The 15,049-nt window shown below is 59.7% G+C and carries 11 protein-coding genes; 3 read left to right on the top strand and 8 right to left on the bottom strand.

The features are described from left to right. Positions 1 to 222 precede the first annotated feature (222 nt). Positions 223 to 2,013 (bottom strand): NAD(P)-binding domain-containing protein, encoded by a 1,791-nt coding sequence (locus AB4Y73_RS15470; protein WP_441872766.1) that lies wholly within the window; start codon positions 2,011 to 2,013, stop codon positions 223 to 225. Positions 2,014 to 2,102: 89 nt separating this feature from the next. Here AB4Y73_RS15470 and AB4Y73_RS15465 point away from each other — a divergent pair, with 89 nt between their 5' ends. Next, the gene (locus tag AB4Y73_RS15465; RefSeq protein ID WP_441872765.1) at positions 2,103 to 3,608 is read left to right on the top strand and encodes a GAF domain-containing protein; all 1,506 of its coding nucleotides are present in this window, start codon (positions 2,103 to 2,105) and stop codon (positions 3,606 to 3,608) included. A gap of 951 nt (positions 3,609 to 4,559) precedes the next feature. Here AB4Y73_RS15465 and AB4Y73_RS15460 read toward each other — a convergent pair. Together AB4Y73_RS15460 and istA are read right to left on the bottom strand one after the other, a co-directional pair. After that, positions 4,560 to 5,348 carry an ATP-binding protein gene (locus AB4Y73_RS15460; protein WP_441872764.1) on the bottom strand — a complete coding sequence of 263 codons (789 nt, stop codon included), beginning with the start codon at positions 5,346 to 5,348 and terminating at the stop codon, positions 4,560 to 4,562. Next, a complete protein-coding gene (gene istA / locus AB4Y73_RS15455) occupies positions 5,338 to 6,888 on the bottom strand; it encodes an IS21 family transposase (protein ID WP_441872763.1) in 1,551 nt (516 codons plus the stop codon). The genes AB4Y73_RS15460 and istA overlap by 11 nt, the downstream gene beginning before the upstream one ends. Before the next feature lie 336 nt (positions 6,889 to 7,224). On the opposite strand from istA, the gene AB4Y73_RS15450 reads away from it, so the two are divergent. Next, positions 7,225 to 8,217: a hypothetical protein gene (locus AB4Y73_RS15450; protein WP_441872762.1), complete on the top strand. Its 993-nt coding sequence runs from the start codon at positions 7,225 to 7,227 to the stop codon at positions 8,215 to 8,217. Between the two features lie 203 nt (positions 8,218 to 8,420). On the opposite strand, the gene AB4Y73_RS15445 is transcribed toward AB4Y73_RS15450, so the two are convergent. The 3 genes from AB4Y73_RS15445 to AB4Y73_RS15435 are packed head-to-tail and all read right to left on the bottom strand — an operon-like array spanning position 8,421 to position 11,333. After that, entirely contained in the window at positions 8,421 to 9,515 is a 1,095-nt protein-coding gene (locus tag AB4Y73_RS15445) for a DNA cytosine methyltransferase (protein ID WP_441872761.1), read from the bottom strand. Further along, positions 9,512 to 10,264, bottom strand: coding sequence for an MAE_28990/MAE_18760 family HEPN-like nuclease (locus AB4Y73_RS15440; RefSeq protein ID WP_441872760.1), 753 nt, complete (start codon positions 10,262 to 10,264; stop codon positions 9,512 to 9,514). Before AB4Y73_RS15440 ends, AB4Y73_RS15445 begins: the two co-directional genes overlap by 4 nt. Beyond that, a complete protein-coding gene (locus AB4Y73_RS15435; protein WP_441872759.1) occupies positions 10,251 to 11,333 on the bottom strand; it encodes a DUF262 domain-containing protein in 1,083 nt (360 codons plus the stop codon). The genes AB4Y73_RS15440 and AB4Y73_RS15435 overlap by 14 nt, the downstream gene beginning before the upstream one ends. 507 nt (positions 11,334 to 11,840) lie before the next feature. Here AB4Y73_RS15435 and AB4Y73_RS15430 point away from each other — a divergent pair. Then, positions 11,841 to 13,295, top strand: a complete 1,455-nt coding sequence (locus AB4Y73_RS15430) for a DNA cytosine methyltransferase (protein WP_441872758.1) — start codon at positions 11,841 to 11,843, stop codon at positions 13,293 to 13,295. Positions 13,296 to 13,340: 45 nt separating this feature from the next. Here AB4Y73_RS15430 and AB4Y73_RS15425 read toward each other — a convergent pair whose 3' ends face one another. Further along, entirely contained in the window at positions 13,341 to 14,159 is an 819-nt protein-coding gene (locus AB4Y73_RS15425) for a hypothetical protein (protein ID WP_441872757.1), read from the bottom strand. 36 nt (positions 14,160 to 14,195) lie between these two features. Continuing rightward, positions 14,196 to 15,047, bottom strand: a complete 852-nt coding sequence (locus tag AB4Y73_RS15420) for a hypothetical protein (protein ID WP_441872756.1) — start codon at positions 15,045 to 15,047, stop codon at positions 14,196 to 14,198. Positions 15,048 to 15,049 lie beyond the last annotated feature (2 nt).

The raw sequence follows: 15,049 nt of genomic DNA, 5'->3' as shown, positions 1-15,049 counted from the left end.
CCAGACAAAGCCAAAGCCCGCGCCATCGGACAACTCGAATCACTCGGCTACCAAGTTACCCTCCAACCCCTACAACAGGCCGGATAGCACTGATCACCCCACGTACCCCGCCGTGGTCATCCAATTTTCATGTCAGAGAGCGTTTGGGGTAGGGGGTACGACGGCGGGCTGCCGGGGTTGGGTGCCGCGGTAGCGGTCTGCCCCAGCCCCGGCAGCCCGAGGTCAGCGCGTGTGGTGGGTGGGCTGCAGTTCGTACACCGGCGTTTCCAGCCCTTCCATCCGGGCCTTAAGCTGCAAGGCCAGGTACGACGAGTAGTGCCGGCTCTGGTGCAGGTTGCCGCCGTGGATCCAGAGGTTGGGCACGTTGGTGGGCTTCCACATGTTGCGCAGCTCCCCTTCCCAGGGGCCCGGATCCTTCGGGGTGTCCGAGCCGTACCCCCAGCACTTCCCCACCCGGTCAGCCACCTCGGGAGAGACCAGGTCCGCCAGCCAGCCGTTCATGGAGCCGTAGCCGGTGGCGTAGACGATGAGGTCGGCCTCCAGCTCCGTGCCGTCAGCAAGGACCACGGCGTTGCCGGTGATCTTGGCAACCTCCCCGGACCGCAGACTCACCCGGCCGTCGATGATCAGCTGGGAGGCGCCGACGTCGATGTAGTAGCCGGAGCCGCGCCGCAGGTACTTCACGAACAGGCCGGACCCGTCCACATCGAAGTCCAGGTCGAACCCGGCGGCCTCCAGCTGGGAGTAGAACTCGGCATCCCGTTCGGCCATCGCCTGGTACACCGGCACCTGCGCCTCAGGCAGGATCCGCATGGGCAGCGACGCGAACAGCAGGTCGGCCTTCTCCGTGGTGACGCCGGCAGCCAAAGCCCTCTCCGAGTACAAATCCCCCAGCGCCAGGTCCATCAGCGACTCGCTCCGGGCGATGTGGGTGGAGGACCGCTGCACCATGGTGACGTCGGCGCCGTGCTCCCACAGGTCCGCGCAGATATCGTGCGCGGAGTTGTTGGAGCCGATCACCACGGCCTTCTTCCCGGTCCAGTCTCCGCCGCCCGGGTGCTGCGAGGAATGGCGCTGCTCCCCCAGGAAGGACCCCGCGCCGTCGAACGCGGGAATGTTCGGGTAGCCGGAGACGCCCAGGGCGAAGACGAGTTGCTTGGGCCGCAGGGTCACCGGTGACCCGTCGCGGACCACACGGACCACCCATTCCTGGGTGCCGTCGTCGTACTCGGCGCCCACGCACTCGGTGCCGCCCCAGTAGTTCAGCTCCATGATGGCGGTGTAGTGCTCCAGCCAGTCGCCGATCTTGTCCTTGGCGGCGAAGACGGGCCAGTCGTCGGGGAACTTCAGGTAGGGCATGTGGTCGTACCAGACGGGGTCGTGCAGGTGCAGGGACTTGTAGCGGTTCCGCCAGGAGTCGCCCGGCTTCTGGTTCTTCTCGATGACGAGGGTGGGGACGCCCAGGCGCCGCAGCCGGGCCGCGAGGCCGATGCCGCCCTGCCCGCCGCCGATGATCACCGTGTAGGGCTGCTCCTCGTAGCCGAGCCGCGCCTCGCGCTCCTCCTTCTGTTCCAGCCAGGAGCGCCGGCCCTTGATGATCTCGTGGGCCACGCTCTTCTCGCGGCGGGTCCCCTTCTTCTCCTCGAAGCCCTTCAGCTCCTGCATGGTGGTGAGCAGCGTCCAGCATTTGCCGTTCCGCAGGCGGAGGTGTCCGTAGCCGCGGGCGGCGGCGGTTTCGAAGGTGATCCACGCTTCCGTTGTGGCGGCGTCGCCGGTGGCATCCTCGGACAGCGCCCAACCAGAAGGCTGCACGTGATCCAGCGTAGCCTCGAGCATCTGACGAATGTCGGCCTTGCCCTCGAGCGTCTTGAGGTTCCAGGTGAACGCCACGAAGTCGCGCCAATAGCTCTCGTCCTCGAAAAGCTCGACGGCGGCGTCCACGTCGCGCCGCTGCAGGGCGGTATCCAGGTCCGTCAGCCAGGCCTGCGCGGCTGCGGTGGGTGTATCGGTCATGTCCACTCCTTTGTGTCGTATGGTCCGTGTGTCTGGTGGTCCCGGCGGCCCCGTCCCGCCGGTATCCCCTGCGCTATGCTGGATCGGGCGTGAGCTGCATCACCATTGAAATGCAGTTGGGGTTTCAACCGCGTTACACGCGCACTGCCGGCAAGGACGCCGCCGGTGAGGAGGGCACTGTTTTGGACCACGGCCTGAGGTTTTCGGACCCGGCGAAGTACTCGCGGGCCCTGCGCCGCGCCCACGAACTGGTCATCTCCGGTGTCCCCCGCCCGGAGATCCCCACCGCCCTCGCGGAGTCATGGCGCCGCTCCATGGCCCTGGGCATCAGCCCGGACCAGCACAGTCCCCGGCACCTGCACGAGGCCGCCGACGTCCTGGAGCTGCGCCGGGAGCACCGGCTGCAGCAGGTCATGCCGGCGCTGCACGACCTGCTGGCCGACGATTCAACTTCAGGACGGCACCTGTTGGTGCTCACCGATGCCCGCGGCGAGATCCTCTGGCGGGTGGGCAGCCCGGACGTGCTGCGGCGGGCTGACCGGCTGGAGTTCTCCGAAGGGGCCGACTGGTCCGAGGCCGGCATCGGCACCAACGCCATCAGCGAGGCGCTGGTCACCGGCCGGCCGGTGCAGCTGTTCTCGGCCGAGCATCTGGTCCGCACCCACCATGAGTGGGCCTGCACGGCAGCGCCGATCACCGACCCTTTGACGGGCAAGTTGCTGGGCGTGCTCGACGTCTCCGGACCGCTGGACACCATCAGCGCGGACACGCTGCGGATGGTGCGGTGTGCAGTCCGGGTGGCGGAGGCGCTATTGGGAACGCCCGACGGCGGCGCCTCCTTGGGTGCGTTGCCTTCTGTTCGCGCCTCGCGAGCGTCTGTTCAACGGCCTTCTGTTGCTGTGGAGTCGCTGGAGCTTCTTGGGGACAACCCTGCCGCGCTGTTTGCTGACGGCAGCCGGGGGCCCCTGACACTGCGCCGCGCGGAAATCCTCGCGCTGCTGGACTCACGCGCCCAGGGCTGGAGCGCCGAGGAGCTCGCCTACGAGCTGTATGGCGACGCGGGCACGCCGCAGGCCATCCGCACCGAGATGTTCAGGGTCCGGTCCATGCTCGGCGACGCCGTGGAGTCGAACCCCTACCGGTTGGCCTCGGGCCTGACCGGATGCTCGGATTCGGGACGGGTGCTGGGGCTGCTGCGCGGGGGACGGGTGGCTGAAGCGCTGGAGGCGTATCGTGCTCCCCTGCTCAGCCGTTCCGGCGCCCTGGCCGTGCAGCTGCTCCGGGACCAGCTGGACCTCGCGGTCGGATCGGCTGTGCGGTGCAGTGGCGACGCAGGGCTTCTGGTCCGGTGGCTGTCGACGGATATGGGCTCTAAAGATGCTGAAGCTGTTGAGAGGCTGAGGCGGCTCGTGGGACGCGGGGACTCACGGTATCTCTCGTTCCGGGCGTCCGCCGGGGTTGAGCCTGTGGATACCCTAACCATAGGCTCTGGAGATCGCCCGTCAGCACAAAGCGTCGTGCGAACCAGACTTAATCACCAGGCCCGCCAGTCCAGCCGACGCGCCCAACCTACGACTATTTCAGCAGTCTCCTAGGCGCCGAGGACGGCGTCTGGAGTGCAACCACACCCCGACACGGCTCAAGGAGCTGGCCCGCCGCAGCATTGAATTCAGTAACTGGACTGGCCCGTTCCACGGTCAGATGCTTTAGACAGCCTGAGCTCGGCCGCATGGAGCACTCCTGCCGTTTCGAACAACAAAGGACGATTTTGAACGCAGGCTCTTGGACAACCCGCGACCTTCCCTTGGACGTCATTGACCGCGGAGAATTCCACGGTCAACGAACAGGCGCTGAATTGCTGCTAGCGAATGGAATTTATCCACTCTAAACTCCTCGTATCGCCACAGGCCAAAGACTCCGTGCGACATGAAGGTTGTTTTTGAAGTCTTGGCTGTTTAGAAAACGTCTGCAAGTCGTACTCTTGGAATGTGGGAAAATCTAGTGCCGCCAACGGCAAGCAAACTCCGGCAGGAATCTTGTTCGCTCCCTCCGGGTCAGTTCCAGCCTACTTATCCAGAACGGATCATCGGCGGCTAGCCGCCGGTGCAAGGAACAAGTGGGCAGTGCGCCCTCCGGAAGAATACGGTGTTTTCGTTTCCTCCCATACGGAGAGTTACGTGTGCACCAACGAACACAACTGGGGTCTCGGCAGTGACTTCGAGATCATCGGGACCAACGAAGAGCGAATAGCCAAATTTCCGAAGGCCGAAAATGCTATTGATGAACGGCACGGATATCCAGTTTCAGCTCGGGACCGGAAGAGAGAATTTGAGCATCGACCACCCCCCGAACTTACTTCCCGGTGGCGAGATCAGGGCTTGATTTCGGACATCGACAAAGTGTCAACGGCAACTTAGAAATGACCGGTGGCGGCAGGTTGGTTTGCCCGCTGGCGGCAGCTGATTGACCGGTCGCGGCAGGTATTTTTGGACAGTGTCAGGCGCCCCGGGCGTGCCGGGTATCGGGGCGCCTGACCGGGGTTTGGTTTAGCTCATGGGGCGGGTTCCTTTCCCGTTTTGGGCTTGCATGAGCCGGACGGACTCGCCGCTGGTTTGGCAGAGGTGGGCGTGGTGGAGAAGCCGGTCCACGGTTGCGGTGGCGATGGTTTTGGGCATGAGTTCATCGAACCCGGAGGGGTGGATGTTTGAGCTGATTGCCAGGGCGCGTTTCTCGTAGGAGGCTTCCACGACGCGGTAGAAGCCCTCGGCGGCGTCGGCTGAGACCGGCAACAGGCCGATGTCATCGATACAAATCAGATCCACGTTGGTGGCGCGGGTGATGGCTTTGTTGACGCTGTTATCGATGCGGTGCCGGCGCACGAGGGCGCCGAGGTCTTCCATGCTGAGCCAGGACACGGACATGCCCTGATCGATGGCCTGCTGGCCGAGGGCTTCCAGGAGCAGGGTTTTGCCGGTGCCGGAGGGTCCGCAGGCGATCAGGTTTTCACGCCGCCGCACCCATTCCAGGGTCCGCAGGAACGACGTTGTCGCCGCCGGGAGGGTGGAGAGGGCCTCGTCCCAGACGTCGAAGGTTTTCCCGGTGGGGAATCCGGCGCGTTTGCGCCGGGTGGCCAGCATCGAGGCGTTCCGGCCGGTGGCTTCGGCTTCGAGCAGGACCCGGACGACTTCGGTGGGGTCCCAGCGTTGGGCTTTCGCGGTGGCCAGGACGTCGGCGACCACGGCGCGGGCGTGCGGCATCCGGGTCGTGCGCATCAGCGCGATCACGTTCTCCACCGCCGTGTCGGCCAGGGCCGGGGTCATAGTGTTAGTGCTCATCAATGGCTCCTTCAAAGTCTTCGTCACTGGTGGTGGCAGGGGTAGTGCCGAAGTTGGCCCAGCCGCTGGTGCCCTGGCTCAGCCATTGGCCCTGGTCGGTCACGGTATGGGTGGTGCCGGTTGTGTGGCCTGTTCTGTTGCCGGTGTTGACGATGGAGAGCAGGTCCTCGTGGGTGAAGCGCTGGTGCACCGCTGCCGCTCCGAGGCCCTTGTCGACCTCGTCGGCGCCGAGGACCTTGGCGAGGGTGACGGCGCGTTCCATTTTGTGCCGGATCTTCTGGGTTCCCGCTGCCGCCGCTTCCTTGAGCCAGAGCGCTGCGCCGGCGCCGAGTGCCAGGAACTCTTCCTCGGCCTTGTTGGTAGGGCGGATGACCCGTTCCAGGGCACCGGCAGGGGCCGGCGGGAAGTGGGCGTCGATGATCGCGGGAATGCCGGGGCGGGTGAGTTTGTGCCGGGCGACCTCGACCGGGCCGGCGTCACCGACGTGGACGATGATCACCTCCGTCTCGGTGCCGCGCACCCAGACCATCTGACCCATCAGGGTGTGCGGAACGGAGTAGCGGGACTGCTGGAACGTGATCATGGGCGTGTTCGGCGGGACCTGGCGGGTATGGCCGAAACTCGCCGTCACCGGTGTCGCCGGGACCGGGTGCAGCCGGGGACGTTCCAGCCCGCGGAGCATGTCCTGCGGGATTTCCAGCGTGGCCCGATGCACCCGCGAGTTCACCTCCTCCATGAATGCCTCACAAGCCGCTTCCAGTTCGGCGAAGGACCCGTATTCCGGCAGCAGGTTCGTATCCTGCGGGACCAAGTCGGCTTTGGCGATCTTGACCGCGTTCTCGGCCCCGCCCTTGGACGCCGGGTCGGCTGGCAGGCAGGTCTGCAGCGAGGTTGAGTAGTGTCTGGTGAACGCGACAATCTGGTGGTTGCGGACCGGGATCCCGGCGACGTGCTCGACCGTGACGGTCTTCTCGTTATCGGTCAGAATGTAGGTCGGGACGCCGCCGATCAGGCGGAATGCCCGGTCGAGGGCGGCGAACACGCTCGGCATGGTCTTATCCCGCAAAGCGATCACGATCCGGAACCGGGAGAACGCCAGCCAGGCTACGAACAGCACGGTCTTGACCCCGTCAACGACGGGCCCGTCGCCGTAGTCGTACTGAAGCCACAGACCCGGTTCAGGCGTCCAGGGCCGGTGCACGCGCACGTTCCGGGCCCGGTATTTCGCCTTCAGTTCAGCCAGGGTTGTCCTGGTGGTCCGCTCACACCCCGTGAAGCCCAAAGCCACGAGTTTCTCATGCACGACATCGCCGCGGATCTTCCCGCGGGACTGCTCGACCCAGGAGATCATCTGGGGCAGGAACGGGTCGGTCATCCGGCCGCGTTGCCGGGCAACCGGCGCCTGCGCGCCGTCCTGGCGGGCCTTCACATAAGCGCGGACCGTGTTGTGTGAAACGCGGCAGATCTTCGCGGCGTCCCGGTACGACCGGGTCAAATCGTAAGCAGCTAAAATTTCCATGAACTCTCCTGGAGACTTCACAACGAGCCCCTTCCTTCCCACAACGGGTGAAATACAACGATTGGCATCGCCATTTCACCGCGGAAGGAAGGGGCTCTCCCCGTAACGACACGAGGGATGGACAAGGGGAAATCCCAGCACGCCAGGCCACACACCGTGGCCTCCTGCTGTCCAAATATGCTTGCCGCCGCTGGTCAAAACCACTGCCGCGAACGGTCAATCAGATTTGCCGTACCCGGTCAGTTTAAAGTTGCCGCTTACAAAAGCTCGCATTGATCGAGGAAAGATCTAGTGCGCCATTTATCAGCATTCGTCGAGGAACCAACCGCTTTGGATGTCTTTGCTTATCGAGGCTTCTTGTTCGTATTGACCTTCGAGGGACAATTACTCCAGTACGACGTGGCACAACTTGCCAGAGAAATGCAGGCTGCAGACGGTGAGGCAGGGCTGGCAGTCGCATATGGCCTCTTCTCCAGCAAGGGAATCGGGTCGTGGCCGGAAATGAGAGACGCATGGAAGGGATTCCCAAGCCCCTCGCACAACGTGAAGATTAGTCCTGTGCCCATGGCCCGGTCGTCGTTTGTCATTGATGCGGCCGCGCACCTAGACATGCGTATCTTTTACAACCAGATATTCCTTGCTACGGACGTCGGCACATTTCGAGTGCCACTTCGTCAGCAGGGCACGCTGCCTGAAGATCGAGAGGAGATCGAACGCCTCGTGGACAAGCCGACAGAGTCTCTAAGTACCGGATTAGGTGCCGTTGGAGCATCGCTGGGCGACGAAGGCTTGGCCGTGTTCACGGAGGTAGGGGCCAAGGACAGGCGGCGCCAGATCCGTTTAGAAGTTCGTTCTCTCAGAAGCAGTATAGGGTGGGGAAACACTGTGAACCACCGCACACATGATTCATTCGAAGTGCTGTCAAGCCAAGTCGTTTCAAGCAAATCCGGACACAAAACCCTCGTGGGTGTCACATCACCAACCGAAGGCGCTAGCGACAGCCAATCTCTAGGCGAGGACTCGTACGCCATATGGGATACGGGCCGTCTGCTCGTAGGTAGCGCTGCCGGGGTCAATTCGCATGGGCGCTTCAACGGGCGCCACCGGACGCTCACGTACTCCACGGGCGGACGCCCGCTGCTGTGGCTTGGAGCGACTGGCAATAGGTGCATCGTCACCGAAACGCCGAATCGCGTCGCCGTCACTCGGGGGGAGGAAAGCGCCCTGCTCCACGAGGGGCCTACAGCATCAATAAGGACATTCCCTGGGTCGATTCGTTATAAGAGGCTTATTGCCGCAACTGTGGAAGGTGGCTTTCTTCTCAGCGCCGCGTTCCCGTTTGTTATTTAGTGGAGCTATCTAAAGAAACTTTCGACAGGTTCAGCGACACAAAAATAACATCAGTGCGTGCAAAATAATCACCAACCTCACGCAAATTTCTAGGCCCAAATTGCGGCGGGCCCGTCACTGTCAACACCATTTCAGACTGCAATAGATACTGCGAACGTCAATTATCAGGTTTAATTGGAGTATGGGAGATGATGGTGGCTCAGTTAGGCAGCAGACGAGATTTTATTAGAAGCATGTCCTGATTCCTCGGCATGATTTACGACGTGACGCACCAGAGTCTCACCCATTATCTCCGCCAGTCGAACTGGAACAGCGTTGCCGATGAGGCGACCGAGAACACTAAACCGAACAGGCTCACCTGGCGGCACAAATTTGTACCGCGGAGGGAAGGTCTGAAGAATTGCAGCCTCTCGTAGGGAGATGGCACGATCCTGCTCAGGATGGCCAAACCGTCCGTTCCCGTAGCCGAAAGACTGGGTTGTGATAGTTGGTCCGATCTTGTCCCACTCCATCCGGCCGTACACGCTCGGATAGGTGGCGCCGGAACTTTTGCGATGACAGTCGGCTTGGAGTTCCTCTGGCCAGTCACGCCAAGTACCACCCGGCGAAGAGTTGCGAATTCTCTCCAAGTTCAGTTCGCTCAGTCTAGGCGCAACGTGCAGCGGGTCAACAGCGTCCGTTCCGCCTGCCTTAATCGGGTTTAGACCGCCAATGGCATCTCGAACCGTCCTGACTGGTCCGGTAGAGCTGGGCATTTTTAGAGCCCGGCTGGATAGTTTAGACGCGAGGAGAACAAGCCGCTTACGGGATTGCGGCACGGCAACGTTGGCCGTGTCCACTATCGCCCACTCAACAGAGTATTCCCTGAGATGACTAAGAAATTCATCGAATATGGGATGAGTGGCAAGCTGAGGGACATTTTCCATTGCAACTAGATCTGGTTCCACTTCTTCAACTAGTCGACCAAAGGCTCCTGCAAGTTGCCAATCATCCATTCGTTTCTTGCTGCGTCCAGATCGACTGTAAGTCGAGAATGGTTGACACGGAGCGCAGCCAGCTAGGAGACTTATGTCTCCGCCCGACAGGTGCTCCCTCACCACTTCGGCTTGAAGTTCGTTGACATTACATTCAATGAACTCAGCATTGTTATTCTGTTCATATGGAAAACGGCACACGGGATCGATGTCGAAGCCGGCTTTGACATTGATCCCGGCTTGAGCCAACCCATGCGTTAAGCCCCCGACGCCGCAAAATAAATCGACCGCCCTAATGATCGGATTAATATTGGGGGATATCACGAAGTTGCTCCTATTGGTTGCGGCAAAGGTACGTTGCCGCGAATCTCGACTTCAATGTAATTCACAAAGCTGTTCACCGCCTCGCGGAGGTACTCGCCGACGGCATTGGCAAGGTCACGAAGCTCCATCACGGAGACTCCGTCACTACAATCCACGAACGACAATGATCCATGCGCGAGACTGTTACGTCGATTCTTCACTAACTTAAGCGCCCCCATTTCATCTCGACGATGCCTCTTTGCTGCAGCAGAAACATGCTGACTGATCGCTAACGAACAACCAACTCTCTCGCAAACTTTCTCAATTGCGGCGTCATCCCAGTTACCTCCGCCGCCGGACTCGATTTTGAAGTCAGACACGGGAAGCTGACTCAGGAGGTGGTTGCACAGCTCGAGAGCAGCCTCAAGCCTGTTGGAGTGATTTAGCTCGCTATGCGTTTTGGCAATCGAGCGAACCCATTCCCTCCGCAAGTCTGGATTGAGAGAGCCTGGGCTCAACCCTTCACCGACAAGGGCGACTGCTAAACCATCTAGGCATCGGGAGACAGTAGCTTCCACCAAGTTATACAGCTGAAGGTAAAGGCTGGAGCTGAGGATCTTTTTCTGCTCCACAGTGATTGCTGCGTCGGTTTCTTTGAACCGAGGAGTGCCACCGCGGGTCGCATCTTCGAGATTCTGGAGCAGTGCTAAGTATGCCTCGATTTCCGCGTGGCGTTCATCAAAGAAGGTAACCAGCTCAGTTGACGTCATAGCCTACCAGTCTGCTGCGCACGAATTCGATACGAGCCCGGAGACGGGAAACAGCATTGGCACCATCGGAGCCTGTGACCTTCGAGAACTCCACTCCTTCAAGCCAGCCTGCGACGTCAATGTCTTGGGGGGAAACCGTAAGTAGGGACTTTCGTTCTTGGACCGCAAGATCAGAACCTATGGCGATGGCTTCGAATCTGGTACGAGGAGTGAAATTTCCCTTTGCCATTCTTCTGAAACCATACGGGAAGACGCGGGACACAAAATCAATGGTGGTGTGGAAACGCGTACGATAGGCATCGGCGAGCTTCTCATCCAGTGAGAACGCGGTGTTCATCCTCTTCGAATAGTCAAACAAAAAATCTGAAGGTCGATCACGATAGTCATCAAGTCCGTCACCATAGGCAAACAGACGCGTGACGAGCTCTTCATAACCACGCTCATCCTTGAGCTTTTCTGTCATCGGCGCCTGGACTGCAAGCTTGGGATCATCTGCGAGTTCTTTGACTAAGTTAAGGAATGGGCCAGCTAACGCTCCTCGTCGGATCTCCGCCTTATTAGCGATCTTACTTCCCGTGTTGATCCTTTCGAACATGTCAAGGCGAGCAGCTTCGTCAGCATGCTCGTTGAGGACGATCCCTCGGATTGATCGGTTCTTAATCTTCCTCTGTCGGGATTCGGGGAGCTCCTCAAAGCAAACGCCGGACAAGTGAGTCAGAGGGTCCAGTTCACCGAGCCTGAATCCCCCAAAGATGAACTGTTCGATTGTTCGAAGCCGTTGCGAACCATCGACAATTTCTAAGCGACCGTCCGGCATCTCCCAAAAGAAAATAAATGGGATCGGGAGGCCCATTAGAAGCGATTCTATGAAACGCGACTTTCGATCATCTTCCCAGGTAAACGCTCGCTGGTAATCAGGTACGACATATTCTGCGTCACGAACCTTTTGCGCTAGTAGTTCTACGGAGTATTCAGTGAGGAAGAAATCTATGCGCTTTGATTCCTCGACGATCTGGCTCTCCGCGAGCGCGATCTGCTCAGCCGATGGTTTGTCTTGCCTGGTCGACACCCGGGCCCCCCTTCATGTTTGTTACCGTGGTGCAGCGTGCACCGGTCCTTCATATCTTAATGGCGACAGGTGGCAGTTTTTCCGGCTTGGCACCGCGTGTGACGAGGCAATGGGCCCCACAGCGTGCATGATGCGCCCGCATCATGCACAAGAAGCTGAACTAAGGTTCCAGATTCTCCAGCTGGTGGCAATCGCTGGCCACTCTAGGAGCTGCCATGCATACAGCGTGTGCAGTACCCGGGATCAGGCTGAGAGTCGTCCAATGCACATTCGCATGGCCCAACGCGTTCTCCTTCATCGAAGATAAGCGCGGCCGGGTCGCTTTGGCCCTCAGCGCCCCTACCGACCAGCGGGTCAATTTTCTACGCCCCTCGTCTCATACGAGTCGTCGTGGGATGAGCGAGGCGATGCCCGAATCTCCGGGAGCCAAGCCCCTCGACCAACTATTGGGAGTCACAATGTCGGCCAAGCCTGGTATCCTGGAGTGTCAGATATCAAGGGGTGCGTGTGTTTCCAATTATTGATCTCTTCGCCGGGCCTGGAGGCTTGAACGAAGGATTCTCAAGTGTCCGAGATGACCGGGGCAACTTCGTTTTCAAAACGTTAGCGTCCTTCGAGATGGACAGCTTGGCATGCCAGACGCTGAGGTTGCGCGCCACGTACCGGGAGCTCGTTAGATCAGGGGGCGACCTGCAACCCTACTTCGATTACGTCCAAGGCAATAAGACGTGGCAATCCGTTCTCGCGGGCGGCTTCAAAGAGGCATACCTAGCTGCTAAGAGTCACGTCTACCAAGTCGAGCTTGGAGAGGACAACCGTCCCGAGGTCGACAACTACATCGAACGCCAGCTCGGACCAGAGGATGAGCGGGGACATTGGGCTCTCATTGGTGGGCCTCCGTGCCAAGCGTATTCCCTCGCCGGGCGGTCTCGGAGGACTGGAGATGAGTTGTTCGCGGCAGACCACAAGCATTTCCTCTACCGTGAGTACCTTCACATCTTGGGCAAGTTCAAGCCCACGATTTTTGTGATGGAGAACGTGAAGGGGCTTCTCTCGTCGAAAAATGGGAACAGCAGCATGTTCCAAACTATCTTGGGTGACCTCAAGCGCCTTCCTGGTGGCACCAGCTATGAAATCAGATCACTAGTTGTGGACGCCGAGCCACAAGACTTGGACCCCTCGGACTTCATCATTCGTTCAGAAGAATACGGAGTGCCGCAGAGGCGGCACCGCGTGATTCTGCTCGGAGTTCGAAGTGATGTCGCAGCCAATATGCCGCGACGAGTACTCGCCAAAGCAGACGGGCCAGTTACTGTTCGAGCTGCAGTACAAACAATGCCCAGTGCACGAGCGGAGATGTCGAAGAGAAGGCCGAAAATCGATCTGGATTGGGAGGCCCTTCAGAAGGAAGCACTGGTGGCCCTTCAAACGGTCGAAATGGGCACGAAGCCCGAGCCCGCGAAGGCAGGTCCTCTCGCTGTGGATGAGTACGAGGCATGGATCCATGAAAAAAGGCTGAGCGAGCCTATCCAGCACGAACCACGCACCCATATGGTTTCTGATCTGGCACGCTACCGCGTAATGGCTGCACTTGCTGAACGATTGGGCAAGAGCCCTAAGTACACAGACCTACCGACGTCGCTACACCCCGAACACAAAAACGTCGGCAGCGAGCGAACCCCCTTTACAGACCGCTTTAGGGTGCAGGTTTGGGATGCACCGGCTACAACCGTGGTTTCACATATCTCCAAAGACGGCCACTATTACATTCACCCGGATCCGGAGCAGACCCGCAGCTTTACCGTGCGCGAAGCCGCGCGACTCCAGTCTTTTCCCGACAACTACTTCTTTGAAGGTCCCAGGACTCAGCAGTTCCATCAAGTAGGGAACGCCGTGCCCCCGCTGCTTTCCAAGCAGATCGGTGATGTGGTAGCAGACATGCTGGGACAACTAAAGAACTGACGCGTCCGGAACCACGTTTGCGTGGGCGGCTAGTGCCGAGGCCGTCTATGAAATCGGCGGCCAATGAGTGGCAGATCCAGTCTCCGGAGCAATCACCCCATTTGCTGCTTTCGTCGGGGTCCCCTGGGGAGGGATATTTAATGCCGTTGCGGACTCCAAGAACAACGAGGTAACAAACTCGTCAATCTGCTCAGCCGTCATTACGAACACGGACTGGACAGCCATCTTTCGGAGAAGACGTTTCGTGGCATCGCGGAAAAGTTCCATCCGTCGCCCTGTGTTCGATTCGGACGCGAACGTTAATAGATGCGCACCCATTGCGCGCGAAAGAAGTGGGTAGCCGCCGATTCGCGGCTTTTCCAGCAGGTTTACCACCTCGTCTTCACCCAGTTTGCGGGCTAGGTCGGGACCAAGAAGGTGAACCCTCCACCACAGCCGGCCGATAGTGGTCCTAATCATGTCGAACAGGCGATCCTCCGAGATGACCCATTTCTTGGTTTGAGTGTGGAATCTTCCATACCGCCAGAGGACAATGTCCGGGACAACTGCCGTGTTAATAAAATTCCAAACGTCTATCGAGGACGCGTCGGCGGGCATGATAGCCATCTGTGCATGAACCTCGGGCCCGACGGACCGATCGAACTCCACCAGCACCTTGGTGCTCACGGCTGACGGAAAACCGAAGTCCTCAGCGATGCCCAGAATCTTTCCGCGGAGGCCAAGTAATTCATCAGAGCCGGCACGCTGCCGTGCAAGAGGGTAATACTGGGCTTGGACAGTCCTGAGATCAATGGACCCACCAATCTCCCGCAGGCTCTGACCTCGGAGTAATTCCCAAGACTGAGCCGCCTGGTAAAGCGGCATACGCGGATAGCACAGTAATGTGTGAGTCTCTGCCATTTATTTGGCTCCAACCTTTGATTGGAGCTCGGCCTCAACACGGCCGGGATCTTCGCTGTACCGCTGTTGAACCTGGTCTAAGGATTCTCCCAAGAGTCGGACCACACTGCTCAACACGTATCCTAGGGATTCCTCCGGATAGTCCGTTTGCAGGCTCAACTCCTCACTGCCGAGCGCCTCCCGAAGCAATTGGCGCATGAAGTCAATTTGGAGAAACCGCAACCATGCCTCGGATTCCGGGGAGTCTGGTTCCTCGAGCATCCGAGAGATGAGGGGGTTGTCCGCGTTGAGCCATAGCCAAATTGCGGCTGAGGCGCTTGCTGCAAGGTCACGCGTTGTCAGCCGGAGCCACCATAGCGATGAGCCGGCGCCAGCAATTCCGTGCTCAGCAAAACTCACTGGAAGCATCGGCAGTCGAGGTGCAGTACCCTCCAAAACGATCTTTCGGTCAACTCGAAAAACCGTGTTGCCGAGCCTCTTAGGGGCGAAAGGGCTTTCCACTGCATGCCCGATGCCGAGGACCGAAATCTGGAATTCCAACGTCAGAGTACCGGTTATCTGATCTGCTGGAAGGGTCAGGTATACATGCTGGCGCCCACCGCGGATTTCCATGACTTCAGAGGTCATGATTAGAGGCGTTCCCGAGGAGCGGGCGATAATCACGGCCCCTAGGCTCGCGTCTGGCGGTAATCGCAGCCGCAGCAACGCGTCCGTGAGATTCAAGGCATAGGAGCATTTGATGTAGATGTCGTCGTAATATGTCCAGTCCTCAGCCAGTGCAGCACCATCAGCCAGAGGCGTTTCACCTACGGAAACGTCCCATGAGAGCGCAGTGACCTCGTCAGTTGGCAACG

The organism is Pseudarthrobacter sp. TAF60_1 (genome assembly GCF_052113505.1).
Lineage (GTDB): Bacteria > Actinomycetota > Actinomycetes > Actinomycetales > Micrococcaceae > Arthrobacter.
The sequence above is the reverse complement of the archived record's forward strand: the minus strand, read 5'-3'. Positions and strand labels throughout refer to the sequence as shown.

Bases quoted from the DNA above. Each gene is read 5' to 3' on its own strand.
- AB4Y73_RS15470 (WP_441872766.1), bottom strand. From the start codon at position 2,013: ATGACCGATACACCCACCGCAGCCGCGCAGGCCTGGCTGACGGACCTG.
- AB4Y73_RS15460 (WP_441872764.1), bottom strand. From the start codon at position 5,348: ATGAGCACTAACACTATGACCCCGGCCCTGGCCGACACGGCGGTGGAG.
- AB4Y73_RS15440 (WP_441872760.1), bottom strand. From the start codon at position 10,264: ATGACGTCAACTGAGCTGGTTACCTTCTTTGATGAACGCCACGCGGAA.
- AB4Y73_RS15425 (WP_441872757.1), bottom strand. From the start codon at position 14,159: ATGCCGCTTTACCAGGCGGCTCAGTCTTGGGAATTACTCCGAGGTCAG.